The sequence below is a fragment of the Campylobacter sp. 110 genome, assembly GCF_002383965.1.
Taxonomy (GTDB): domain Bacteria; phylum Campylobacterota; class Campylobacteria; order Campylobacterales; family Campylobacteraceae; genus Campylobacter_D; species Campylobacter_D coli.
On sequence record NZ_NXBD01000060.1, the window covers coordinates 39869 to 65506 of the forward strand.

Here is a 25638-nt window from a genome sequence, read left to right on the forward strand (position 1 = left end):
GGAAAAAAAATGAAAAAAATATTTTTAATTCTAGCTTTATCTTTAAATATTTTTGCCTTACAATTAGATGAAATTTCTAATACCATGCAAAAAAATATCAATAAAAGCCTACAACTTCTACAAAACAACAAAGAAGATAAAAAACAAGCTGCTGATGGAATTTTTCTAATTTTTGATCATATAATTGATTATAAACTCATGGCTCAACTGAGCCTTTCTAAAGATTATGCTAAATTAAACCCTAAAGAACAAGAAAAATTTGCTAGTGCTTTTGAGGCAAGCCTTAAAAAAAGCTTTACAGATAAACTCGATCTTTATAAGGATCAAGTTTTAATGGTAAAAAATGGAGAATTAAAAAACGCAAAACGATATTTTTTAACCTCTTCGATGATAGTAGATGGGGAAGAAAAAAATATCATCTTTAAATTTTATAACAATAATAATGATTGGCTTATCTACGATATCGATGTTTTGGGTGTTAGTATAGTTCAAACCTATAGATCTCAATTTGGGGATATTTTAGCAAACCAAGATTTTGATACTCTACTTCAGAAACTTGAGAATATAACCATAGAATAATGTTTGCGAAATTCTTAAAAATTTTTATTTATCATCCGAAAAGTACTTTTTTTGCTACTCTTTTTATATGCTTATTTTTAAGCTTTTTCGCTTCTAAATTAAGCGTAGATGCAAGTGCTGAAAGCTTGCTTTTAGAGGATGATAAAGATTTAAAAATTTTTAGAGAACTTTCTAAACATTATAAAAGTGATAATTTTTTACTTTTAGCTTTTAAACCTGAAGATGAAAACCCTTTTTCAGGTAAAAATTTAAACAAATTAAAAGAGCTTCATCAAGAATTAGAACAAGTTTCATTAGTCGAGCGTGTTTTTAGCATTATCAATGCTCCTTTGCTCCAAAGTTCAGAACATACAGACTTAAAAGAACTTTTAAAAAATATTCCCAATATACAAAGCAAGGATATTAACCTCACCAAAGCTCAAAATGAAATTTTAAACAGTCCTTTTTATAAAAACAATATCATTTCAAAAGATGGCAAAACAACAGGACTTATCACCTATCTTAAACCCGATACAATCTATAATGAACTCATAGAAAAACGCGATCTTAGCACAGATGAGAATAAAAAAGAGCAAATTCGCTTAGCAATTAAAAAACACCAAGAACAACAAAAAATCATTACAAAACAAGGCTTAGATGCAATCAAAAATATCATCAAAAAATATGAAAAAAATGAGGATAGATTCTATCTTGGCGGGGTGAGTATGATCGCTGATGATATGATAACTTATATAAAATCTGATCTCATGCTCTATGGAATTTCTCTTGTATTTTTATTAGCATGTGCACTTTATTGCTTTTTTCGTGCGTGGCGTTTTGTATTTTTACCTCTCTTTATTTGTTTTATAAGTTTAAGTGCGGCAAGTGGCGTTTTTGCTCTTTTAAATTTTCAAATCACGGTTATTTCTTCAAACTATGTCGCCTTAGTCCTAATCATCACTCTAAGCGTAGTTATCCACCTCATCACACATTTTATAGAAATTAGCAAGCTTTATCCAAAAGCTAAAATTCAACGCCTTGTACTTCAAACCCTACTTGTAAAAGCAAATCCTAGTTTTTATGCCATTATTACCACCATGATAGGCTTTTTCTCTCTCATGCTTTCAAATATAGAACCTATTATAAAACTTGGTATTATGATGAGTATAGGCATAGGGCTTGCACTTATTTTTAGCTATTTGTTTTTAGCAAGTGCTTTGGTACTTCTTAAACCAAAAAAATACTACAAAAAAGAATTTAAATTTAATTTCTTAGCTTTTTGCGCCAAGACAAGTCTAGATCCTAAAAAACGCTCTATTATATACATACTCTCTATTACTACTATTATCTTGGCTCTAATAGGAATTTCTAAACTAAGGGTTGAAAATTCTTTTGTAAATTATTTTAAAGATGGAAGTGAAATCAAAAAAGGCTTATTGGTTATTGATAAAAATTTAGGCGGAACCCTGCCTTTGGATATTATCATTCGTTTTCCTGATAATAAAAACAACCCTAGTTTAAATGATGTATTTGATAGCTTTGAAAGCGAATTTGATGCTCTAGCGACAAAGGATACTTATTGGTTCAATTCTCAAAAAACGCGTATTGCTAAAAAGGTGCATGAATTTTTAGAAAATAAAGAATTCATAGGTTCGGTTTTAAGTCTTAATAGCCTTTTAAGTCTAGGAAAAAATATCAATGATGGCAAGGATTTAGATGATTTTACTCTTGCATTTTTAAACGAAAATTTACCCCCAGAACTTAAGCAAGAACTTCTTTCACCCTTTGTCAATATAGAAGAAAACGAGTTAAGATTTAGCATACGCATTATAGATTCTGATCCAAAACTAAGGCGTAATGAGTTTTTAACAAACCTCAAGCAAGAGCTCGAAACACTTTTAAAAAATGATGGTGTGGAAATTCAAATTACAGGCATTATGCTACTTTATAATAATATGCTTCAAAGCCTTTTTTCATCACAATTTGATACGCTTATTTTTGTTATCTTGGTTATCTTTGTATTGTTTATCGTTATTTTTAGAAGTTTGAAATTTTCAATTATCGCCCTACTGGTTAATATCATTCCTTTAAGTATGGTTTTTGCCCTTATGGGAATTTTAGGCATACCTTTAGATATGATGAGTATTACCATAGCTGCTATAGCCATAGGCATAGGCGTGGATGATACCATACATTATATCTATCGTTTTAAAGAAGAGATTAAAACCAAAAGCGTAGAAGAAGCGATTTTAGCTTCACATCTTAGCATAGGATCGGCACTTTATTATACAACCATTGGTATAGTTTTAGGTTTTAGCGTTATGATGAGTAGCAATTTTATTCCTACGATTTATTTTGGAGTTTTAACTGTATTTGTGATGATTTTACTTTTAAGTGGAAGCTTATTTTTGCTTCCAAGTCTTTTGGTTACAATTTATACTAAGAAAACCAAAGCTTTAAACCCGCATAAAGCGCATAAATAAATACAACCACTAAAATATACTTGATAAAATTTCTCACCCTTTTCCTTTATTTAAAACTTTTAAAACAATCCTTGCAAGTTCCAAAGCTTTAAAACGATGCGAAAGTTGGTTTTTTTCATTATGGCTAAGTTCTGCTAAAGTTTTATCAAAGCCTTTAGGGATAAAAAGGCTATCATAGCCAAAGCCATTTTCACCTCTTTCTGTGTTAATTACATGTCCGTGCATGGTTCCATGCATTGTCCATTCACCCTCTAAGCTTACCAAAGCGATAGCAGCTACATAATGAGCCTTACTTTTTTCAAAGCCCAAAACTCTCATTTGTTTTACAAGCTCATCACGATTGCTTTTATCATCTCCCTTACCACTAAAACGCGCAGAATAAATTCCTGGCTTACCGCCCAAAACATCGACACAAATTCCGCTATCATCGCTTAAAACAATAAATTCATTTTTTTGATTTTCATCCAAAGCATTAAAAACCGCTCTTGCTTTTATAAGAGCATTTTCTTTAAAACTATTGCCATTTTCTTCTATTTCAAAGGTGGTTAGAATTTCATCAAAGGCATAAATTTCAAATTCTTTTAAAAGTTCTTTTAATTCTATAACTTTGTGTTTATTGCTTGTTGCTAATAAAATTTTCATTATCTTGCTCCAAAAATTGAATTATTTTCGCTAAATTATCATTTTCATCCCTTGCCAAACTAAGAAAAATCAAGTATATTCCATATAAAAAGAGCGACGATATTAAAAATCCATACTACAAGCATAGAAGATGAATCAAAAAAACCTGCAATAAGTAAACCTATAAAAATAAAAGCCCACATTGCCATTTTTGCAAAACCAAGCCCCATATCCCCTTTATAAAAACGATCAGAAGTAAGCCCTGATAAAATAAAAGCAGGTGCTACGCCTAAAATAAGCCCTATAATAGGATTTTTCAATTCTAAATAACAAAAACGAAACAATGTTTCATCGCTTAAAGTTTCAATTTTATCTTTATAAGCTGCCAGCAGCTCTATATTTACTTTACCTTTCATTGCCAAAGAAAAAGTTTGAAAACGATTCATAAACCCATCCTTTTAAAAAATTAAAATCTTACTTTTTTAAGCCTTTTAAAAAGATAAAATAAAAAACTTAACAATCCTTAATATAATTCATAGTAAAATTATCTCTTTTTGTAAAATTTAAGATTTTTAGGAAACCAAATAATGCTAAATAATGTCTTACCCCTATCTTTTATCGTTGGAACAAGATTTTTTGGACTTTTTATAGTTTTGCCTGTGCTTAGCTTTTATGCTCTTGAACTCCAGGGTGCAAATGAATTTTTAGTAGGACTTCTAGTGGGTGTTTATGCTCTAACTCAAATGGCCTTACAAATGCCTTTTGGAATACTAAGTGATAAAATTGGACGCAAAAAAACCATGCTTATAGGACTGATTATCTTTATCATAGGCTCTTTAATCTGCTCTTGGGCTGATAATATTTATACAATGCTAATAGGCAGAATGCTTCAAGGTGCAGGGGCTATTGGTGCAGTAGCTACAGCAATGATTAGTGATTTTATCACTGAAGAAAATCGCGGTAAAGCTATGGCGATAATGGGATCTTTTATAGGACTATCTTTTGCAGCTTCTATGGTAATCTCGCCTTTAATGAGTGCTAAATGGGGGCTTTCTAGTCTTTTTGATCTTAGTGCTGTTTTATCGCTTTTGTGTATTATCTTGCTTTATACCGTCGTTCCAAAAGAAAATAAAATCACTCATGAAAATACCAAAACTCCTTTTTTTCATCTTATTAAACAAAAAAATTTAACCCTAATGAATTTTACTAATTTCATGCAAAAAATGCTTATGAGTATAGCGTTTTTAAGCATTCCTATCATTTTAGTAAAACATTTAGGCTTTGATGAACATAAACTTTGGATTGTTTATACAGCATCTATGATAGCAGGCTTTATCGCCATGGGATTTTCAGGAAGTTTAGGCGAAAAAAGAGGCTTAGCAAAGCAAATTTTACTTTTAGGGATAGCTTTTTTTATCCTTTCTTATATCTTTTTTGTTTTTTCTAGCACAATTACTTTCTTTATCGTTGCGGTTGTGATATTTTTTATAGGTTTTAACTTGCACGAGCCCATTATGCAAAGCTGTGCTTCTAAATTTTGCAAAGTACATGAAAAAGGCGCAGCTTTAGGACTTTTTAATGCTTTTGGATATGGTGGAAGTTTTATAGGAGGTATAATAGGAGGTATATTTTTACATCTTAATAAATTAGAATTACTGGCTATTATTTTAGTGATTTTGTCTATTGTTTGGTTTATAGCTTTGTTATATTTAAAAAATCCTTCTGAATTTAAAAATATTTATTTGCCTTTAGAAACGACTTTAAATTTGAGCGAATTTGGTAAAAATTTAGGCGTTGTAGATATATACAAAAACTCAAAAAATCTAGTCATTAAATTTGATAGCAAGCTAACAAATAAAGAAGAATTAGAAAGTAAAATTTAAATCAAAAATAAAAAAAGCTTGAAATTTGATCTATAATTTTATTTTCTAAGGAAAGCTGACAACGCTTTTTATCACTAAGATAAGCTGTGCGAGTAAACAAACTCGTTTTTTGCAGAGTATTTTTAGAGCCAATTTGTATATTTACTTGCATGGTATAATAATTTTCAATATACCATTCCCCATTATTTTCAAAAGGATCAAAATCATAAAAAAATCTTCCCGAACTTGTAATTCTTTGAGCGTAGGAATGCTTTTTAAAATCTACAAGATTAATCAAAATTTCATAATCGGCATTCAAAGATACTTCTTTTAATCCTAAATTTTTAAGTCTTAAAGCTAATTCATCTTTTAGAGTACTTTGAATTTTGCTTGGATTTTGCAAAGTGATACTAAAACTTTGCCCTTGTTTAGCCTTTAAAAAAATGCCTTCATTGCTTGTTTGTATAGAGCTTTGAACAAAGGCAGGCTTTGCGCAAGCACTCAAAAAGAGTGCTAGAAATAAAACTGAAATTAGACGAATTTTTCTCATTATTTGATGATGGTTGGAGTAGCACTAAGGCCTAAAGAACGATATTTTTCATAAAGAGAAAATACTTCTTTTAACTCGCTATCGCTCACCTTTGGATAAGAATTGATATTTGCGTCATAGTATTTATTTAAAATAGCTATTTTCTCATCATCACTCTTAGCTTTTTTACTCTCTTTGTAAATCAATGCTGATTTTTCAAAAGCTGATTTACCATGCACTGGGGTTAAGATATAATTGACTTGATAATTTTTAAGCTCATCTTTAATCTGTGCCAAATGATCTCTACAATAAGGACATTCTGGATCTGAAAATACATAAATAGCGGGTTTGCTTTTATCGCCTAAAGCTATAAGCATTGTTTCTTTTTCTGCTACAGGTTTGGCATTTTTAGCAAAATTTGCCCTAGCCTCTTGGAATTTTTTCATTTCATATTCTTGAGCATAAGAAGTTCTAGTTTTTAAATCAATAATATCAGGAACGATAAGATTGTCTTTTGTAAAAAGAATTTGCTCTTGTTTTTGCCCTTCAAGTTCTATCGTAACAATCACACTTTCAAAGCCTGTATTTCCAACCTTTTGGCGATTGCCTACACTCACTGTTGCATTTGGAAATTGCGCTTTAATACTTTTAGAGTAAAAATCGCTGATTTCAGAATTGCTAGCAGCAAATAAAGACATTGAGCAAGCAAGGATTAAACTTATTTTTTTCATTTATTTTCCTTAAAATCAAATATTAAGATTTTATTTTATAATGATATTCTAAATATTTGTTTTTAAAAATCTTTTTTCATCTTTTTTTTGTACTCTCTCATCTTTATCAAGGTATTCTAAATAAGCTATGGCGTATTTTCTTGAAAGATTAAAACGCTCTTTCATACTTTGTACATCAAGGCTTTGACTCTTTAAAATTTCTAGGCACTCTTGCATAAGCTTATCTAAGGCATTTTTTTCTACAAAAAGATTATGAGAAAGTCTTATAACGCGATTTTGCTTGGTAAGTTTTTTTAAAATTTCATCTCCACTTTTTCTGTCTAATTCTAAAAATTCGTATAAATTATAAGGTGCTTGAGGTTTTATGCCTTGTTTTTTAAGTATATTGTATAGCTCATCGTTGTTTTTTTCCCTAAGCTTTTCATAATCAATTCCTTTTTTAAAATACACTCCCTTTTCAAATTCAAGTAAATTTGATAGATTTTGAAGACCAAATTCACAAAATTCCGCACTAGCCCAAGGAAGTCTTAGAGCTAAAGAGCTTGCTGAAAGCATGGCATAAGGATTTTTTTCAAGTATAAAAGAAATGAATTTTTTAAGCTCATCTAGGGCTAAGAGATTATAAATATTAAGATTTTTTTCATCTATAAAAACTCCATTTAATTCTTTGGCTAAATTCAAAGCTTCTTCATGACTTAACTTAAATCTTTGATAACTTGAAAGCAAGCCAAAGCCATATTTATGCGTATTTTTTAGAAATTCAAAAGCTTTTTTTAATTCTTTATTTTTCAAAAGCATTAAAAATTTGTTTTTTTGCTCCTTTTTCAAAGGCTCACTCACAGGATTTAAAACCTCTCCTCCGCCCACAACACGATTATTTTGCAATAAAATAAATTTTTCATTAAAACATAAAAAAAGATTTTTTTCAAATTCAAGATGGGCAAAAAATTCATTATTTTCTAGCTCTTTTAAAATACTTATCTTGCACTCTATACTTTTTGTACCCACGCAAAAAAGCATTTTTTCATTTTTTAATGTTTTAGCCTTAATCAAAACATCGCATTCTTTAAAACCCTTAAAAAAACCTTTTTTACTTAAAACATAGCCTTTTTTTAATTCTTTATAATCACAATTTAAGCTCAAAGCCACACGATTAAAGGCTGAAATTTCATCAAAATTACTTTCGTGATTTTGTATGTTTTTAACCACAAGTTCTTTTTGATTATCAAGACAAATGATTTTTTCATTGAGGGAAATTTTGCCCTCATTAAGGCTTCCAGTAACTATAGTTCCTATACCTTTTAAAGAAAAAACCCTATCGATATAATAACGAAAAACAAGATTTTCATTAGCACTCTTACACTCTAAATTTAAAAGATAATTTTTTAAGCACTCAATGCTCTCTTGATCCTTTATTGAAGTGTGAAACACTTTCATAGGCATAAACTCAAGTGAATTTAGAATTTTTTGCTCTTGTTCCTTAGGATTTTCACATAAATCACATTTGCTAAACACCAAGATAATATCTTTGACACCTAAAAGTTCAAGTACTTCTAAATGCTCTATACTTTGTTCTTTTAAGCCCTCATTGATATCAACTACAAACAAACAAGCACTAAAACCAAAAGCCCCGCTTATCATCGTTTTAACCAAGTCTTTATGACCTGGCACATCGATAAAAGAAAGGTGTTTTTGCTTATAGTTTAAATTAGAAAAACTTAAATTAATGGTAATTTGTCTTTCTTTTTCCTCTTTTAAACTATCTCCTTCAAAACCATTTATAACTTTAATCAAAGAAGTTTTTCCATGATCAATATGCCCTGCAGTACCGATTAGTAGTGAATTCATAAATTTTCCATAGTATTGATAATTTGAATTAATTTTGATAAATCTTTTTCTCTAATTGTCCTAAAATCCAGCACAAAAGCTTCATTTTCTATGCGACCTATGATATTTTTTGCTCTAAATTTTTCTTGCAATTTTAAAGCATTGCCATTAAAAGCTAAAACATAAGTTTCTAAAGTTTTATCAGGCATAGAACCACCCCCTACTAAACTTTTACTCATTTTCAATTCACTTTTAATCTGAATTTCATTTTGTACCCTTAAAGCTTTTTCTTTAATATGAGTGATTTCGTCATTTAAAAGCTTTAAACTTGTGATTTTTTCATAATCTTTTTCAAGATAAGCCTTAAGACTTTCATTTAACAAAGCAAGTGTGATTTTATCTACTCTTAGCATTCTTAGCAGTTGATTTTCTTTAATTTTATCAATCAATTCTTTTTTACCCAGTATAATTCCAGCTTGCACACTACCAAAAAGCTTATCCCCACTAAAGCTCAAAATATCGCAATGCTTTATCAAATCTTTGACTTTAGGCTCATTTTTTATCAGTTTTGGATTTAAATTCTCACACCAACCCGAACCTAAATCATAATAACTCAAAAGTCCTTTTTCTTTTGCCAAATTTCCTAAATCCTTGATGCCAACCTCGCTATGAAAACCAATCAAAGCAAAATTAGATTTATGGGTTTTTAAAAGCATTTTAGTATTTTCGTTTATAGCTTTTTCATAATCTTTTAAATGCGTTTTATTGCTCGTACCTACTTCACAAAGCTTTACTCCTGCAGCTTTAATCACTTCACTCACACGAAAACTTCCGCCAATTTCAACAAGCTCACCCCTTGAAGTTACAAGTTCTTTGTCAAAACAAAGAGAATGAAGTACCAAAAAAACTGCTGCAGCGTTATTATTTACAACCAAAGCGTCTTCGCATTCAAAAAGCATTTTAAGTTTTTCAAGCACCAAGGTATAGCGACTTCCTCTTTTACCGCTTTCTAAGTCAAATTCGATATTAGCATAATTACAAAGCACATCTTTGGATTTTTCAAAAATACTCTCATCAATAACACTACGCCCCAAATTTGTATGAATAACCACACCCGTAGCATTAATAACACTTTGTAAATCTTTGCGTAAATGTTTTTGAATTTCTTGCTGTATTTTTTCTAAAATAGTATTTTTATCTAGCAAATCTTCGCTTATATTCGCCTTGAGTTTAGCGACAACACTTTTGCAAAAATAAGATCTTAAATAAAAAGGATATTCTTTTAAACTCTCATCATCAATCAAGCTTCCAATTTGTGGAAAAGTTCTAAATTTGTTCATCTTAAGCCTTAAGAAAATATTTGGTTATTTTACCATAGAATTTGGCAAATTGACCATCAAGGAAAATCAATGAAAGACTTTGTTTTCATACAAAATGAAAATCTTATTCCCTTGCCCGATGAGATAAATATTTGGGAAAATTGCAAAGATGAAGAAGTTTTAATTTCTAATGAAAAAGCACAAAAAGCACAAATTTATGCTCCAGAAATCAATTTTTATCTTAAAAGTTCACAAGATGAAATTTTAGAAAAAAGTAAAAATATATTAAAACTTTATGAAGCTAGGGCAAATGTCTATGATTTAGGGCTTGATTTAGAACAAAACAAAGAAGTAAAAAACCGCATTATTTTGGTAGATTCTGATGATACTATGGCTGATTTTTTAAAAAAACAAAACTTTAAAATCATAAGCTTAAAAAATGAAGAAATTCTAGCAGTATTTGGCAGCATAGGCGAGCTTTGTGTTGTGATTTTAAATCAAGGAGAAGAAGTAGAAATTGATTTTGATATTTTACTTTTTAATACAAATTCTAATGACATTCGCAAGGATTTTACAAGACAAAGTGGCTGTTATAATATTAGCAATTTTAAAAATCAAGAAAGTTTACTGAAATTTTTACAAGATAAAAGCCCAAAATACACATACAAAACCTATATTACCTATGATTCTAGCGTATGTCAATACCACGAAAGACGCAGTGAGCATTGCGCAAAGTGTGCTGAAATTTGCCCTACGATAGCTATTTTAAAAGATGATGAAAACAAGCATTTAGAATTTTCTCAAGTAGATTGCCTAGGCTGTGGAGGCTGTATCAGCGTGTGCCCTAGTGGTTCGCTTGATTATGCACCCATGCCTAGGGAAAGTTTTTTTGAACTTTGTGAATTTTATAAAGAAAAAAAGATTTTAATCATACCTAAAAAAATGTCTTTAGAAAATTTAAATATAAAGCTACCCAAAGATGTTTTGCCTTTTATGATAGAAGGTGAAAAGTGGCTTTCTTCTATGCATTTTCTAACTCTTTTGCAAAGCAGTGGTGCAAATTTGGTTTTTTACACGGATTTTATTTCACGAGGAAGTGCTGAAGCAATAGATCTTTTAAATACTTTTTTTGAAAGAAAATTTCAAAAAGAAGCTATTTTTACCGCTAAAGATGAAAAAGAATTGCAAAATGCTTTAGGAAAGCAAGAATTTATAGAAAATTTAAGTTTTGATTTTCACAATAACACTCTTACTACTAGAGAAAATTTTGCCAAAAGAATGCAAAATTTGATCCAAAATGATGATTTTGGTCTAAAAGAAAGTGGTGAATGGTTAAGATATGGAAAAATAGAAATCAATGCAAACACCTGTACTCTCTGTCTTTCTTGCGTAGGAGCCTGTAATGTAGGAGCTTTGATTGCCGATACTAAAGAAAATGCACTCAAATTTAATGCTTCATTATGTACCACCTGTGGATACTGCGAAGTAAGTTGTGCCGAAAAAGATACTCTAAAACTTACGCGTAGTGGAATGGAATTTAATCCAAGTTATTTTAAATACCAAACCATGGCAAAAGATGAACTTTTTGCTTGTGTAGAATGCGGAAAAGAATTTGCTACCAAAAAAGCGGTAGAAAAAATTGCAAATTTAATGAAACCTAAATTTGGTAATGACGAGAGCAAGATAAAAACTCTTTATTGCTGTGCAGATTGCAAAGCAAAGGTGATGATGCTTGCCATGCAAAAAAGATAAAATCGATTTTTGAGTGCGAATTTAATATTTTAATGGTGTATAAATTTCAAATCTTCTTCTATATAAAAAGCAGTCTTTTATCTTTCTAAGCAGGTTTTGAAAAAAGTAGAATAATTAAAAATATACTGAAATATCGGCAAAGAAAGCCGATATTTTTAAAAATTAAGCAAAATGAGCTTTGATTTGTTCTACCCAAGCGTCAATTCTTGCTTCAGTTTGATCTTCTTGATTGTCATTATCAAGTGCAAGACCTACAAATTTTCCATCAACAACTGCATCGCTTGATTCAAATGTATAGCCATCAGTTGAAACTTCACCTACTAAATTTGCGCCTGCATTTTTTAAATTTTCTGCAAGTTTTCCCATACCGCCGCAGAAAGTGTCTGAATAGCTTTCACTATCACCCATTCCAAATACAGCTACAGTTTTTCCACCAAGGCTAAGACCTGAAAAATCAAAACCATCCCAATCATCTTGTAAATCACCACTTCCCCAAGTAGAAGTTCCACAAATTAATTTATCATAAGAATTAATTTTAGCTGCATCAATATCTGCAACATTTAAAACATCACTAATTCCTAATTTTGAAGCGATTGTATTTGCTGCTCCTTCTGTATTTCCCATAGCACTTCCATAAATTACTGCTACTGACATTATTTTCTCCTTATAAGTTTATTTGTTATTGAATACGGAACTAATTTTAACATAGTTTTATTTAAATCGCATAAAAAATGTTTTATTTGAATAAAATGTGTGAATTTTTTGTTACGCGGACAAACTATGTAGATTTGTTCAAATTGATTTTGATATATAAATTTAGATATTTTTTGAATTTCGTTATCGATATTTAAATTTTGAAGATCCACTTCCTTGCAAAGAGGTAAAACGGCAATTTTATTATCTATGATAATCAAATTATCATTTTGAATAATGCTTCGATTTTGATTTTGATGAGAAATTTTATCATATACATAAAAATCAAATAAAACTTGCGCATCAAAACAAATTCCTCTAAAATAAGCCCTTAAAAGCCTTAAAATATCGACATTTTGAAATATCTTAGTTTTAAAAATCAAACTCTTTCTTTTTTGAAAATAAGAAATGTTCAAAGTAAGATTTTTATCGATATTTTTTATCTTGCCAAAAGGCGTATGTATCACATCTTGCAAGAAGTTTTGAAAAGGCATTTTTAAATCCTTTGCACTTTTTGCATATGAAAGCGGGATTCTTAAAGCACTATCAATACTAGCATTGTATTGAATCAAAAAAGTTTTGACAAGCTCTTGCTTGCACAAAGAACTATAAACCCGAGGGATAAATTCTATTTTATCATCAAATCCAAATAGCATTATTCAACCTTAGAGCAAGAAAATTCTTTATCTAAATTAAATATCTTACAATACTCACAATACACGCAACTTACGCTTCTTTTTGCGCAAACTAATGGAATTTTTCGTTTTTTAGCCTCGTTTTTAATTTTTTTCATAGTATTGTGATTTAAGAAACTCGTAAGCATTACTATACATTCTGTATCACAAGGAATAGGTTTGCGATTGACTCTATTTTCATTGCGCGCATCCCAATGCTCTATTTTTTTTGCACCTAAATCATACAAAACAGCCTTAATAGGTGTTATTTCATCTGCACCAATAACCAAAACTGACATAAGCTCTCCTTTGTGATTTTTATTTTAAATTATTTTGATAATTATTATAATATAATCAAACTAAATTTATTTTGAAATTTATTATCATTAATATTTTTTATCAATTTATATTAATTCAGCTAATTTTAATTTTTAATAGATATAATTTTTCAACTAATAAAAATTATTATTTAGGAGAAAATAATGAAAAAATTAACTAACGACTTCGGAAACATTATAGCCGATAATCAAAACTCTTTAAGCGCAGGTGCAAAAGGCCCTTTACTTATGCAAGATTATCTTTTACTTGAAAAACTTGCTCATCAAAATAGAGAAAGAATTCCAGAAAGAACAGTGCATGCAAAAGGAAGCGCAGCTTATGGCGAAATAAAAATTACAGCAGATTTAAGTGCTTATACCAAAGCTAAAATTTTTCAAAAAGGTGAAGTTACTCCATTGTTTTTGCGTTTTTCAACAGTAGCTGGTGAAGCAGGTGCAGCAGATGCTGAGCGTGATGTACGTGGATTTGCCATTAAATTTTACACCAAAGAAGGAAACTGGGATTTAGTAGGAAATAATACTCCAACTTTTTTTATTCGTGATGCGTATAAATTTCCTGATTTCATCCATACTCAAAAAAGAGATCCAAGAACTCACCTAAGAAGTAATAATGCTGCTTGGGATTTTTGGAGTTTATGTCCTGAAAGTTTACATCAAGTAACCATTCTTATGAGCGATAGAGGAATTCCTGCAAGTTATCGTCATATGCATGGATTTGGAAGCCATACTTATAGTTTTATTAATGATAAAAATGAAAGATTTTGGGTGAAATTCCATTTTAAAACCCAACAAGGGATTAAAAATCTTACCAACCAAGAAGCTGCCGAGCTTATAGCAAAAGATAGAGAAAGTCATCAAAGAGATCTCTATAATGCTATAGAAAATAAAGATTTTCCAAAATGGAAAGTTCAAGTTCAAATTCTTGCTGAAAAAGATATAGAAAAACTTGGATTTAATCCTTTTGATTTAACAAAAATTTGGCCTCATAGCGTAGTGCCTTTAATGGATATAGGTGAAATGATCTTAAATCAAAATCCACAAAATTATTTTAATGAAGTAGAACAAGCTGCCTTTAGTCCAAGCAATATCGTTCCTGGAATTGGCTTTAGCCCTGATAAAATGTTGCAAGCTAGAATTTTTTCATATCCTGATGCACAAAGATATAGAATAGGAACTAATTATCATCTTTTACCAGTAAATCGTGCAAAAAGCGAAGTGAATACTTACAATGTCGCTGGTGCTATGAATTTTGATAGCTATAAAAATGATGCAGCTTATTATGAACCAAACAGCTATGATAACAGCCCAAAAGAAGACAAAAGCTATCTTGAACCTGATTTAGTCTTAGAAGGCATAGCACAAAGATATGCTCCACTAGATAATGACTTTTATACTCAACCAAGAGCTTTATTTAATCTTATGAATGATGACCAAAAAACTCAACTTTTTCATAATATCGCCGCTTCTATGGAAGGAGTTGATGAAAAAATTATCACTAGAGCTTTAGAACATTTTGAAAAAATTTCACCTGATTATGCACAAGGTATTAAAAAAGCTTTGGGAAAATAATTTTTACTTGCCACTTTTTAGGTGGCAAACTAAAGATTATAAACAAAGGAAAAACGATGATGACACTTAGCTTAGAAGAAGAAAAAAGATTTGCCGAGCTTTGCAAAATGGCTTTTAATTTTGCTAGAAATAACGAATATGAAAATCTTAAAATCATGATAGAAGCAGGACTGAATGTGAATTTAAAAACACATAAAGGCGATACCTTGCTTATGCTTGCAGCTTATAATAATTCTTATGAATGTGCAAAAATACTTTTAGAAAAGGGTGCACTTGTTGATGAAAAAAATGATCGTGGACAAACCCCATTAGCGGGAGTTTGTTTTAAAGGATACTTACCTATGTGTGAACTTTTAGTTAAATATGGAGCAAATATTGATGAAAACAATGGTTTAGGAATGACACCTTATACTTTTGCTATTATGTTTGGACGAAAAGATGTGGCAGAATTTTTACTCAAAAAATCTAAAAATAATTTTTTAAAGAAAATAAGCCTAAAAATACTAAAATTTATCAAAAAATTTTAGTTATTTTTTAAATTTCTTCAGATACCTATAGACACTAGGTTCTGAAATTTTTAAAAATTTTGCTACGATAGGAACCGCCCCTTTTATATTAAAAATACCTTTTTCATATAGCTTTTCAGCAATTTCTTCTTTTTGAGTAATGCTTAATTGATAATCAGAATTTAAATAACTACAATCTACGCTTTGAACTAAAATATCCTCTATCGAGTGACTTAATGTTTCTATACTTGAATCATTTTGAGAAAAACTAATATTTCCTAAAATATCACCCATATCTCCAATTTTTTCTAAATCAATCATCTTGCATATTAAATCTCTCATAATGCTAGTATCATGATTGATACACAAAATACCTACTAATTTGTCATGATTTTTAATAAAAAAAGTAGATCCTCTAATTAATTTTGATTTTCCAACAAGAGCCTTATAATCACATAAAAAATCTTTTTCTAAATATTTTTTATTTTGCATAAGCTCACTTGCAAAAGCAGTCAAGGGAGAATCTAAACTTCTTCCACTAATGTGACTGTTAGCAATTGCTGCAATATAGGCCCCATCTTCAGTAATTACATGAAAAACTATCTCATATTGCTCACCTAAAACTTCTCCTAAAAAATATGTCAACTTTATAAATTGTTGTTTTTGTCCCTCATCCATAAAACTGCCTTCAATAAAAAATTAATATAATATTAAATTCTACTCTTTATACTTTAAAACATTTCTTAAAAATAAAATTTTATTATTATGATAATAAACTATTGACAAATTATTATTGTAGTGATAAAATGCATTCTGCTTAATCTATATTTAACAAAGGAGAATTCATGTCAAACTATCCAAAGGCCATTGGTCCATACTCAGCTTACAGAGAAGTAAATGGACTTTTATTTATATCAGGACAACTTCCTATCAACCCTGATTCAGGCGAAATAGAAAGCCATGATATCAAAGAACAAACCAAACAATCTTTGAAAAATATCGGTGCTATCTTAGAAGAAAATGGTATCAGTTATGATAAAGTGGTTAAAACCACTTGCTTTTTAGCTGATATTAATGATTTTATAGCATTTAATGAAATTTATGCTGAATTTTTTAAAGCTCCTTATCCAGCAAGAAGTGCTTTTGCAGTAAAAGATCTGCCAAAAAAAGCTAAAGTAGAGATAGAGATCATCGCTCAAAAAGGATAAAACATGCTAGGTATTGTTTTTTCTTTATTTAGTGTTTTTTACTTGTTTTTATGCTTTATAAAAAAATCAATGCTCACATGGCATTACTTTTAAGTGGTTTACTTTTACTTTCCTTAGCTGCTATTTTTGGACTTTCTCCACACATTGTCGCTAAAGGTTCTTTAAATTTAGGTTTTTTTGATATTTTTCAAGTTTTTAATCAAACCATGTCAAGTACATTAGCAGGGCTTGGACTTACACTTATGACTATAGCAGGTTTTTCTGCTTATATGGATCATGTAGGGGCTTCTTATGCACTTTTTAAAGTTTTTGAAAAACCTTTAAAAGCCGTAAAATCTCCTTATGTTTTACTCATAGTTGCTTATTTTATCGTGCAATTTTTAGTTCTTTTCATCCCTTCTCACGCAGGCTTGGCACTTTTACTTATGGTTACTATGTATCCTATACTTGTACGTTCTGGTGTTTCAAAACTTTCTGCCTTAAGTGTGATTGCGATTTGTCAATATATCGATCATGGACCTGGAAGTGGAAATGTGATCATGGCATCAAAAGTAGCTGAAGTTGATCCTGCAATTTATTTTGTTCATTATCAACTCCCTACAACCTTGCCTATCATTATAGCTGTAGGTATTGCCATATATCTTTGCAATAAATTTTTTGACAAAAAAGATAATTTTGTCTTCAATGCACAAGAAATTGAAAAAGAACTAAATGAAAATGAAGGTAAAGAAAAAGAACTTAAAAAACCTCCTAGAATTTATGCGATTTTACCTATAATTCCTTTGGTTTTAATCCTAGGATTTAGTTCCGTGCTTGATAGCATCTTGGTTTTAATGGGAATAAGTAGCGCTGAAGAAGTTAAAGCAGCTGCTAGCACTGCAATTAAAATGAATGTTCCAGTAGCAATGGTGATTTCAACTTTTGTGGCTATTATTTTTGAAATGATACGCTATAAAAGTATAGTAGAAACTCTTAATTCTATTATGATTTTCTTTAAAGGAATGGGACATTTATTTGTTATCACAGTTTCACTCATCGTTTGTGGTCAAGTATTTGCAAGTGGTCTTTTATCTGTAGGTTTTGTAGATACTTTAATAGAATTTTGCAAAAATGCAGGATTTGGAGTTTTGGCTATTATTATCGCCGTTTCAATCTTGCTTGCGGTTTGTGCTTTCTTAATGGGTTCAGGAAATGCGGCATTTTTTAACTTTGCTCCACTTATCCCAAATATAGCAAAACACTTTGGAGTTGAAACTATCACCATAATAGCACCGATTCAAATCATGACAGGCTTTGGAAGATGTGTTAGTCCTATTGCACCAGCGATTTTAGCTATCTCAGCTATTGCAAAAGTAAGTCCTTTTGCCGTGGTTAAAAGAACAGCTATTCCTATGCTTGTAGCGGCTATTGTAAATGTTATTATGACTTATATCTATCTTTAAAAAGGAGAAAAAATGAACTCAAAAACTAAACTTATTCATTGTGGCAGAGGCGATCAAGGCGCTGAAGTAAGATCAGTTAATCCTACACTTATGCGTGCATCAACCATACTTTTTAAAGATCACGCAACTTGGCAAAAATACAGAGAATTAAGAAAAACAGATCGTGTTTTAAGTTATGGAGCTAGAGGAACAACAACCAATTTTGAACTTGAAAAACTTATTTGCACTCTAGAGGGTGGTTATAGAGCACAACTTTTCCCAACAGGACTTGCAGCATTAGCTATGGTGCTTTTAAACTATGCAAGCAAAGATGCGCATTTTTTAATCACCGATGCAATTTATGGTCCTGTAAGAACGATTTGCGAATTATTTTTAGAAAAAATGGGTGTTGAAATTGATTTTTTAAAAGCTGATGCAAGTGATGTAGAAGAAAAAATCAAACCTAATACCAAGCTTATCTTATGTGAAAGTCCAGGTTCTATACTTTATGAAATCATAGATTTACCAAAACTTTGCAAAATTGCCCATGCGCATAATATCCCTGTAGCTATTGACAATACTTATTCTAGTGGATATTTTCTAAATCCTTTAGAACTTGGAGTGGATATTTCAGTTATCGCCGCTACAAAATATCTTAGCGGACACTCTGATGTAACCATGGGTATAGTAGTAATCAACGAAAAAGAATGGAAAAATTTTGACAAACTTCCAGAAGCTTTAGGCTTTACAACAAGTCCTGATGATGCTTACTTAGTACTTCGTGGTATGAGAACACTAGATGTAAGAATGAAAGCTCATGAAAAAAGTGCTGATGAAATTGTAGAGTTTTTACAAAGCAGAAAAGAAATTAAAACAATTTTCTATCCAAAACTCAAATCCCACCCAAATCATGAAATTTTCATGCGTGATCATAAAGGTGCAAATGGTATGATTACCATAGAATTTGCAGAAGGTTATAGCAAAGATGATGCTATTAAATTTGTAGATAAACTAGAATACTTTTCAATTGGTGCTAGCTGGGGTGGATATGAAAGCTTAGCCACCGTAACTACTCCACCTAGAACTGCAACAGACCTAAGTGCAAGAGGACCATTTGTAAGATTTCATATAGGTCTTGAAGATACTAAAGATTTAATTGCTGATTTAACACAAGCTTTTGATAGTATTAAAAAATAAGGAGATAAGATGACAGGAATTAGCGTATTTGATCATAGATTACTAGCAGACTCATGGAGCACACAGGAAATGCGTGCTATTTTTTGCGAACAAAACCGCATACAAAAATGGCTCGATGTTGAAGCAGCTTTAGCAAAAGCACAAGCAAAACTTAAAATTATCCCTAAAAAAGCAGCTGATGAGATCGCAAAAAAAGCTCATTATAAATTTATGGATATGGACTTTATCTTTGCTGAATTTAAAAAGACTAAACACCCTTTAGTTCCTACTGTAAGAGGATTAGAAAAAGCTTGCGATAATAATTTAGGCGAATATGTACATTTTGGAGTAACCACTCAAGATATCATCGATACAGGACTGGTTTTACAATTTAAAGAAGCAATGACTCTTGTAAAAAGTGAATTAAAAGCTATCGCAAAAGCCTTAGCGAAACTAGCTAAAACCCATAAAAACACTGCTATGATGGGAAGAACTTTAGCACTTCAAGCTTTGCCTATTACTTTTGGACATAAAGTGGCTATTTGGTTAAGCGAACTTGAGCGTCATTTTGAAAGAATACTTGAGCTTGAAAAAAGACTTTATGTAGGTAGTATAGTAGGTGCTGTAGGAACTAAAGCAAGTTTAAGTGATGAGTGCAATGAAGTAGAAAAACTCACTTTAGAAAATTTAGGACTTGATGTGCCTAATATTTCTTGGCAGAGCGCACGTGATCGCTTTATAGAACTTGGTTTTGTACTAGGTAATATCAACGCAACCTTTAACAAAATCGCTCATGAAATTTTAATCCTTTCGCATAATGAAATTGATGAAGTTGCTGAACCTTTTGGAAAAGGACAAGTAGGATCAAGCACTATGCCACACAAAAGAAATCCTGCAGTAAGCGAAAATGCGGTTACAGTAAGCAATGCCTTTAAAGCAAATTTAGCCATTTTAAGCGATATTGAAAGACATGAACATGAAAGAGATGGTCAAGTTTGGAAAATGGAATGGAAGCTTTTACCTGAAATGTTTTTAATGCTTTCTGTGGTTTTAGCAAATATGAAATTCGCTCTTAGTGATTTAGAAGTAAAAAAAGACAAAATGCTTAAAAATTTAAATACTCTTAATGGTTTTGTTTTAGCCGAGCGTGTTATGTTTGCATTAAGCGATCATTATGGAAAACAACATGCCCATGAAATTGTTTATGAAAATGCTATGCTAGGTATAGAAAAACAAAAAACTTTTAAAGAAGTTTTACTTGCAGATAAAAGAGTATCTAAGGTATTGAAAGAAAAAGAAATTGATGCTTTGCTTGATGCAACAACCTATGTAGGATATGCACCAAAACTTGTAGATGAATTTTTAGCAAAAATCAAAAATAGCGCTATCTTAAAATAGGAAAAATCATGTTCTATAGTGAAAGTTTAGCGGATTTTATTTTCAATCTTAAATATGAAAATATCCCCAATACAGTTGTTCAAAGGGCTAAAGAGCTTATGCTTGATAGCCTTGGAACAGCTATAGCAGCAAGCAAAGAAGAATGTGTTTTAAATGCTTTTAAAGCTTTTGAAAATTTAAGCACAGAAAAAAATACTCCTATTTGGGTAAATGATCAAAAATTAGATCCTATATACGCAGCCATGCTAGATGGCATTGCTTCTCATGCGTTAGATTTTGACGATACGCATACAGAAGCGATTTTGCATGCAAGTGCGATTTTAACTCCACTTTGTTTAAGTTATGGTTTTCATGTTAGCAAAGATGCGAAAAAAATCATCAAAGCTTTTATAATAGGCTGGGAAATTGCAGCTAGAGTAGGCATTGCAAGCAAAGGTACTTTTCATAAGCGTGGTTTTCATACCACTGCTATTGCAGGAATTTTTGGAAGCGTGAGTGCAAGTGCAATCTTGCTGGATCTTAACAAAGAACAAATCATCAATGCTTTAGGACTTGCAGGAAGTTTTGCAAGTGGGGTTAATGAGTTTTTATCCAATGGATCTAATTCAAAAGTTTTACATATTGCCAATGCTATTAAAAACGGCATTATGGTAGCTCATTTTGCTAAAAACAATATGAGTGGACCTTTGAGTATTTTTGAAGGTAGGGATAATATCTTTAAATGTTTTGGCATAGAAGAAGAATGCGATAAAACAGAACTTAACAAAGCCTTAGGAGAAATTTGGCAAACTATGCAAGTTTCAATCAAGCCTTATCCAAGTTGTCATTTTGCTCATGGGCTTATTGATTGTGCTATTGCTTTAAAAAATGATGGTTTAAAAGCTGATGAAATTAAAAGTATTCATTGTTTTGTAGATGAAGTTCCTATTTCTTTTATCTGTGATCCTTTGGAAGCAAAATACACTCCAAATAGTGCTTATGAAGCTAAATTTTCCATGCCTTTTTTAATGGCTCTAGGATTCTTTGATGGCAAAATCACTCTTAATTCTTATGAAAATTTAAAGCGTGGAGAAGTACTAGAATTTGCTAAAAAAATCAGTTACGAAAAAAGGAAATCTCAAGGCTTTCCAAAATATTTTCCAGGGCATTTAGAAGCCAGTTTGCAAGATGGACGCATAATCCAAAAAGATGTTTTTATCAATAAAGGTAATTTTGATAATCCACTAAGTTTTGAAGAATTAAAAGCTAAATTTTTAGCCAATGCACAAATTTACCTTGATAATGCTAAAGCTAACAAAATTCTAGATCAAATCATCAATCTAGAAAATTTAAACCACTTTTCTTTTTAAATATTTATCCTTCTTTTTACAAGAAGGATAATTTCATTACACTTTTTTATTATAATATTTATTATTAATTTAGGAATTACAATGACTTTAAACGAGTTAAAAGATGGACAAAAGGCTATTATTATCAATTTAAACGCTCACAAAGAACTCAAAAATAGACTTTTAAGCTTTGGATTTATTAAAAATAAAAACTTGAAAAAAATTCACTCCTCTTTAAAAAATGCCACCATAATGGTAGAGCTTGATGCAAGTTGTGTTATCCTAAGATCTGATGAAGCTAAAACCATAGAAGTGAATCTTATATGAAAAAAATCAAAATAGCCCTTGTAGGTCAGCCTAATGTAGGCAAAAGTCTTCTTATTAATGCGCTTTGCAAAGCCAATATGAAAGTAGGAAATTTTAGCGGAGTTACTATAGAAAAAGCAAGCACAAAAACTTTTTATAAAAACTATGAATTTGAAGTCATTGATTTGCCAGGAACTTATTCTTTAGATGGATATAGCGAAGAAGAAAAAATCACACGTCATTTTTTAAATCAAAATGACTATGATGTTATTGTTAATGTTTTAGATGCTACCAATTTAGAACGCAATCTTATCCTTAGTGCAGAACTTTTAAGCCTTAATAAAAAAATGCTTTTAGCTTTAAATATGTGCGATGAAGCCAAAAAAGAAGGTATAGAGCTTGACACTTCTATTTTAAGCCAAGAATTTCAAAGTCAAGTTGTTGAAATTTCAGCAAAAACAAAAGAAAATTTAGAACTTTTGCTGCAAAAAATTATTATTTTATTTGAAAGTAAATTTATTCCAAGATCTCAATTTTATACTCCGCTTTGTGAAAAAAGCCCAGAGAAAGAAGATTTATTATATTTTATTAATGAACTTTCAAAAAAAATTATCACGCACAAAAAAGAAGAAAGAAATTTAACCAAAAAAATCGATGCCTTACTTATCCATAAATTCTTTGGCTTACCTATATTTTTATTTTTAATGTGGCTTTTATTTCAACTCACCTTTAGCTTAGGGCAAATTCCTATGGATTATATAGAATCGGGCTTTAATGCCTTAGGTGAATTTGTTAAAAACAATATTTCTAATACCTTTATCGCTTCAGCTTTGGCTGATGGGATTATCGCAGGTGTTGATGCTGTGATACTTTTTTTGCCTAATATAATGATTTTATTTTTAGGCATAGCTCTTTTAGAAACCACAGGCTATATGTCAAGAGTAGCTTTTTTACTTGATGGGATTTTACATAAATTTGGTTTGCATGGTAAAAGTTTTATTCCACTAATCACTGGCTTTGGTTGTTTGGTACCTGCTTTTATAGCTACACGCACTCTTAAGAACAAAAGAGATAGGCTTTTAACTCTTTTTGTGATCAATTTTATGAGTTGTGGGGCAAGACTTCCTGTATATGTGCTTTTTTTCCAAGTGAAAAAGCAGGAAATTATCTTTTTGGAATTTATATTTTAGGTGCGATTTTAGGACTTTGTGCTGCAAAATTTTTAAGAATGACAGCATTTCGTGGACTTGATGAACCTTTTGTTATGGAAATGCCAAAATATCGTATGCCAAATTGGCATTTAGTTTGGTTTATGGTTTATAATAAAGCCAAAATGTATCTTAAAAAAGCAGGAACTTTCATACTTTTGGCCTCTTTGCTCATATGGTTTGCTAGCAATTTTCCAAAAAGTGAAGAAAATTTAAATGATTTTAATGCTCAAGAAAGAGCTATAGAACAAAGTTATTTAGGACAATTTGGCAAAGGCATAGAACCTATTTTTAAACCCCTTGAGTTAGATTGGAAATTAAGCGTATCTTTAATCAGTGGTTTGGCTGCTAAAGAAGTGATGATCTCAACTATGGGCGTGCTTTATTCACTAGGAAAAGATGTAGATGAAACAAATAATGATCTAAAAGGAATTATCGCTAAAAACATACCTATACCAAGTGCAGTGGCTTTTATTTTATTTGTAATGATTTATAATCCCTGCTTTGCAGCAACTATAGTTTTTTTCAAAAGAAAGTGGAAAGCTAAAATATACTCTCTTTCTCTTTCTTTTTACCTGCACAAGTGCTTATATAGTAGCTTTTATAGGGCTTCATATTGCTAAAATTTTATTAAATTAACTTGCTTTTAATGATGAAATTTTAGTAATATTATCTTCAAAAGCTTTTAAAATACTATAAGCAATACCTTCAAAATCAAGCCCACCGCAAAGATAGATCAAAGTCATACGAAAAGATTTACTCACATCAAGCTTTGGTTTTTCAGCATTCATATTTAACTTAAAATCATAAGGACTTGCATGTTTAAAAGCGTAATTTTTTGCCGCAATTAAAAAATCATTCTTATCTTTTAAAAATGCGCCTTTAACCAAAATAAAACTCATCTCAAGATATTTCCAAAAATCTTTTGAAGGCATAGGATTTTCATCAAAATTTTGTTCTATAAAAGCATAGTTTTTCTCAAAGGATTTTTTATAATTTTCTACAAGCGAAGCGCCTAATTTATTTTTAGCTATATTTTGTAAAATAAGTTTTATATTGCTTTCAAATTCAAAATCTATTTGTTCTAAAATTTTAATTTGCTCTTCTAGAAAAAATTCTTGTTTTAACTCTTCATTGCAAAGTTTAGCGTAAGAAAAAATATTTGCCATAGGTTTTTCATAATTCCCAAACTCATCCCAAAAATTTTTCTCACTACAGGCTATACAACCATGTCCTGCAGCCACTGGCCAAGAAGTTTTAGCATTAAATTTCACTTTAGGACAGTTGTTGTAAGTATAAGGTCCTTTACAACCTATCTTAAATAAACAAGCTCCATTCTTTGCAGCTTCATCGTCAAAATGTTCAGCAAAAATCCCACTTTCAAATTTCGCCTTTCTTTCACACATATCATGCAAACATTTACCATAAGCCCACACAGGACGATTTTGCTCATCAAGTTCAGGCAAAACTCCAAATAAAGCAAAAAAACTTAAAGTCGCAATGATATTTATATCACTTGGAGGACAACCTGGAATATTTACTACTTTCTGACTTAAAACTTCGCTAATACCACAAGTTTTACTAGGATTTGGATAAGCAGCCTGAATACCACCATAACTTGAACAAGTACCCACTGCAAAGATAGCCTTGGCTTTAGCGGCTAGTTTTTCTAAAATTTCATAGCCACTCTCTCCTTGCGCTCCTATAGTAAGAAAAAAGGTATCAATGGCTGCAACACCACCTTCAACCGCTAAAATAAAATCTTCTTCTAAAACATACTCTAAAAGCTCTTCAGCCTTAGTGCCATTTGCCGCCATTAAAGTTTCATGATATTCTAAAGAAAAAAAATCAAAAATAAGCTCATCAAAACTTGGCAACTCAGAACGCAACAAACTCTCGCTACACCCTGTACATTCACAAAGATGAAGCCATACTAACTTTGTTTTAGGTGCGATTTGAAAAAATCTTTGAGCAAGAGCTGGAATTTCATTGCCTAAAGATAAATGCCTAGCAAGAATTTTTACACTTTCTTCATTGATAACCTTATCCTCTTTTAAAGTAGAATTCTCAAGTTTTTTAATGCGATCTTCAAGTATATTTTTTAATTCTTCATTGCTAAGCTTTGCCATTT

General features: G+C 30.7%; 22 protein-coding genes and 3 pseudogenes. 13 read left to right on the forward strand and 12 right to left on the reverse strand.

Annotation, left to right across the window (positions count from 1 at the left end; all coding sequences use genetic code 11):
* The first annotated feature begins 9 nt into the window (after positions 1 to 9).
* Together BGS43_RS09430 and BGS43_RS09435 are read left to right on the forward strand one after the other, a co-directional pair.
* The gene (locus BGS43_RS09430) at positions 10 to 579 is read left to right on the forward strand and encodes a Tgt2/MlaC family protein (protein ID WP_002777812.1); all 570 of its coding nucleotides are present in this window, start codon (positions 10 to 12) and stop codon (positions 577 to 579) included.
* Positions 579 to 3041, forward strand: coding sequence for an efflux RND transporter permease subunit (locus tag BGS43_RS09435; RefSeq protein ID WP_052785154.1), 2463 nt, complete (start codon positions 579 to 581; stop codon positions 3039 to 3041). The genes BGS43_RS09430 and BGS43_RS09435 overlap by 1 nt, the downstream gene beginning before the upstream one ends.
* A gap of 33 nt (positions 3042 to 3074) precedes the next feature.
* Here BGS43_RS09435 and rdgB read toward each other — a convergent pair whose 3' ends face one another.
* Positions 3075 to 3683 carry an RdgB/HAM1 family non-canonical purine NTP pyrophosphatase gene (gene rdgB, locus BGS43_RS09440; RefSeq protein WP_002825757.1) on the reverse strand — a complete coding sequence of 203 codons (609 nt, stop codon included), beginning with the start codon at positions 3681 to 3683 and terminating at the stop codon, positions 3075 to 3077.
* A gap of 59 nt (positions 3684 to 3742) precedes the next feature.
* The gene (locus BGS43_RS09445) at positions 3743 to 4108 is read right to left on the reverse strand and encodes a hypothetical protein (RefSeq protein WP_180753346.1); all 366 of its coding nucleotides are present in this window, start codon (positions 4106 to 4108) and stop codon (positions 3743 to 3745) included.
* 141 nt (positions 4109 to 4249) lie between these two features.
* Here BGS43_RS09445 and BGS43_RS09450 point away from each other — a divergent pair, with 141 nt between their 5' ends.
* Positions 4250 to 5545, forward strand: coding sequence for an MFS transporter (locus tag BGS43_RS09450; RefSeq protein WP_002825761.1), 1296 nt, complete (start codon positions 4250 to 4252; stop codon positions 5543 to 5545).
* 1 nt (position 5546) lies between these two features.
* Here the strand turns inward: BGS43_RS09450 and BGS43_RS09455 are convergent, their stop codons facing one another.
* The 4 genes from BGS43_RS09455 to selA are packed head-to-tail and all read right to left on the reverse strand — an operon-like array spanning position 5547 to position 9951.
* Positions 5547 to 6029, reverse strand: coding sequence for a hypothetical protein (locus BGS43_RS09455; RefSeq protein WP_002810415.1), 483 nt, complete (start codon positions 6027 to 6029; stop codon positions 5547 to 5549).
* Positions 6030 to 6073: 44 nt separating this feature from the next.
* Positions 6074 to 6784 carry a thioredoxin fold domain-containing protein gene (locus BGS43_RS09460; RefSeq protein WP_096569559.1) on the reverse strand — a complete coding sequence of 237 codons (711 nt, stop codon included), beginning with the start codon at positions 6782 to 6784 and terminating at the stop codon, positions 6074 to 6076.
* 48 nt (positions 6785 to 6832) lie between these two features.
* Positions 6833 to 8632, reverse strand: a complete 1800-nt coding sequence (selB, locus tag BGS43_RS09465; RefSeq protein WP_096569561.1) for a selenocysteine-specific translation elongation factor — start codon at positions 8630 to 8632, stop codon at positions 6833 to 6835.
* Positions 8629 to 9951 carry an L-seryl-tRNA(Sec) selenium transferase gene (selA, locus tag BGS43_RS09470; protein ID WP_096569564.1) on the reverse strand — a complete coding sequence of 441 codons (1323 nt, stop codon included), beginning with the start codon at positions 9949 to 9951 and terminating at the stop codon, positions 8629 to 8631. The genes selB and selA overlap by 4 nt, the downstream gene beginning before the upstream one ends.
* A gap of 69 nt (positions 9952 to 10020) precedes the next feature.
* Here selA and BGS43_RS09475 point away from each other — a divergent pair, with 69 nt between their 5' ends.
* On the forward strand, positions 10021 to 11682 hold the full coding sequence (locus tag BGS43_RS09475) for a 4Fe-4S dicluster domain-containing protein (protein ID WP_096569567.1): 1662 nt from the start codon (positions 10021 to 10023) through the stop codon (positions 11680 to 11682).
* Between the two features lie 91 nt (positions 11683 to 11773).
* Here BGS43_RS09475 and BGS43_RS10285 read toward each other — a convergent pair.
* The 4 genes and pseudogenes from BGS43_RS10285 to BGS43_RS09490 all read right to left on the reverse strand — a co-directional run.
* Positions 11774 to 11878, reverse strand: a pseudogene (locus tag BGS43_RS10285) (alpha/beta hydrolase); the annotation flags it as partial.
* Positions 11845 to 12336: a flavodoxin FldA gene (gene fldA / locus BGS43_RS09480; RefSeq protein WP_002777839.1), complete on the reverse strand. Its 492-nt coding sequence runs from the start codon at positions 12334 to 12336 to the stop codon at positions 11845 to 11847. The gene fldA and the pseudogene BGS43_RS10285, both read right to left, overlap by 34 nt.
* Complete coding sequence (locus BGS43_RS09485; RefSeq protein ID WP_096569569.1) at positions 12336 to 13031, reverse strand: hypothetical protein; 696 nt, start codon at positions 13029 to 13031, stop codon at positions 12336 to 12338. Before BGS43_RS09485 ends, fldA begins: the two co-directional genes overlap by 1 nt.
* Positions 13031 to 13348 carry a DUF2325 domain-containing protein gene (locus tag BGS43_RS09490; RefSeq protein ID WP_002777843.1) on the reverse strand — a complete coding sequence of 106 codons (318 nt, stop codon included), beginning with the start codon at positions 13346 to 13348 and terminating at the stop codon, positions 13031 to 13033. Before BGS43_RS09490 ends, BGS43_RS09485 begins: the two co-directional genes overlap by 1 nt.
* A 183-nt stretch (positions 13349 to 13531) precedes the next feature.
* On the opposite strand from BGS43_RS09490, the gene BGS43_RS09495 reads away from it, so the two are divergent.
* Entirely contained in the window at positions 13532 to 14956 is a 1425-nt protein-coding gene (locus tag BGS43_RS09495; protein ID WP_096569573.1) for a catalase, read from the forward strand.
* 56 nt (positions 14957 to 15012) lie between these two features.
* Complete coding sequence (locus tag BGS43_RS09500; protein WP_096569576.1) at positions 15013 to 15483, forward strand: Cj1386 family hemin-binding protein; 471 nt, start codon at positions 15013 to 15015, stop codon at positions 15481 to 15483.
* Here BGS43_RS09500 and BGS43_RS09505 read toward each other — a convergent pair whose 3' ends face one another.
* Positions 15484 to 16140, reverse strand: a complete 657-nt coding sequence (locus tag BGS43_RS09505) for a helix-turn-helix transcriptional regulator (RefSeq protein ID WP_025399195.1) — start codon at positions 16138 to 16140, stop codon at positions 15484 to 15486.
* A 167-nt stretch (positions 16141 to 16307) separates the two neighbouring features.
* Between BGS43_RS09505 and BGS43_RS09510 the strand changes: the two genes are divergently transcribed.
* The 7 genes and pseudogenes from BGS43_RS09510 to feoB all read left to right on the forward strand — a co-directional run bounded on the left by BGS43_RS09510 (position 16308) and on the right by feoB (position 24146).
* Positions 16308 to 16670 carry a RidA family protein gene (locus BGS43_RS09510; RefSeq protein WP_096569579.1) on the forward strand — a complete coding sequence of 121 codons (363 nt, stop codon included), beginning with the start codon at positions 16308 to 16310 and terminating at the stop codon, positions 16668 to 16670.
* 3 nt (positions 16671 to 16673) lie between these two features.
* Positions 16674 to 18112 (forward strand): annotated as a pseudogene (gene dcuC / locus BGS43_RS09515) (C4-dicarboxylate transporter DcuC).
* Positions 18113 to 18124: 12 nt separating this feature from the next.
* Positions 18125 to 19288 carry a trans-sulfuration enzyme family protein gene (locus tag BGS43_RS09520; RefSeq protein ID WP_052803804.1) on the forward strand — a complete coding sequence of 388 codons (1164 nt, stop codon included), beginning with the start codon at positions 18125 to 18127 and terminating at the stop codon, positions 19286 to 19288.
* A 9-nt stretch (positions 19289 to 19297) separates the two neighbouring features.
* Positions 19298 to 20665 (forward strand): adenylosuccinate lyase, encoded by a 1368-nt coding sequence (gene purB / locus BGS43_RS09525; RefSeq protein ID WP_002829458.1) that lies wholly within the window; start codon positions 19298 to 19300, stop codon positions 20663 to 20665.
* Between the two features lie 8 nt (positions 20666 to 20673).
* Positions 20674 to 22014, forward strand: a complete 1341-nt coding sequence (locus tag BGS43_RS09530) for an MmgE/PrpD family protein (protein WP_096569585.1) — start codon at positions 20674 to 20676, stop codon at positions 22012 to 22014.
* Positions 22015 to 22095: 81 nt separating this feature from the next.
* Positions 22096 to 22320 carry a FeoA family protein gene (locus BGS43_RS09535; RefSeq protein WP_096569588.1) on the forward strand — a complete coding sequence of 75 codons (225 nt, stop codon included), beginning with the start codon at positions 22096 to 22098 and terminating at the stop codon, positions 22318 to 22320.
* A pseudogene (gene feoB / locus BGS43_RS09540) lies at positions 22317 to 24146 on the forward strand (ferrous iron transport protein B). Before BGS43_RS09535 ends, feoB begins: the two are co-directional and overlap by 4 nt.
* Here feoB and BGS43_RS09545 read toward each other — a convergent pair.
* The gene (locus tag BGS43_RS09545; protein ID WP_002873911.1) at positions 24143 to 25636 is read right to left on the reverse strand and encodes a hydrogenase small subunit; all 1494 of its coding nucleotides are present in this window, start codon (positions 25634 to 25636) and stop codon (positions 24143 to 24145) included. The pseudogene feoB and the gene BGS43_RS09545 overlap by 4 nt on opposite strands.
* Positions 25637 to 25638 lie beyond the last annotated feature (2 nt).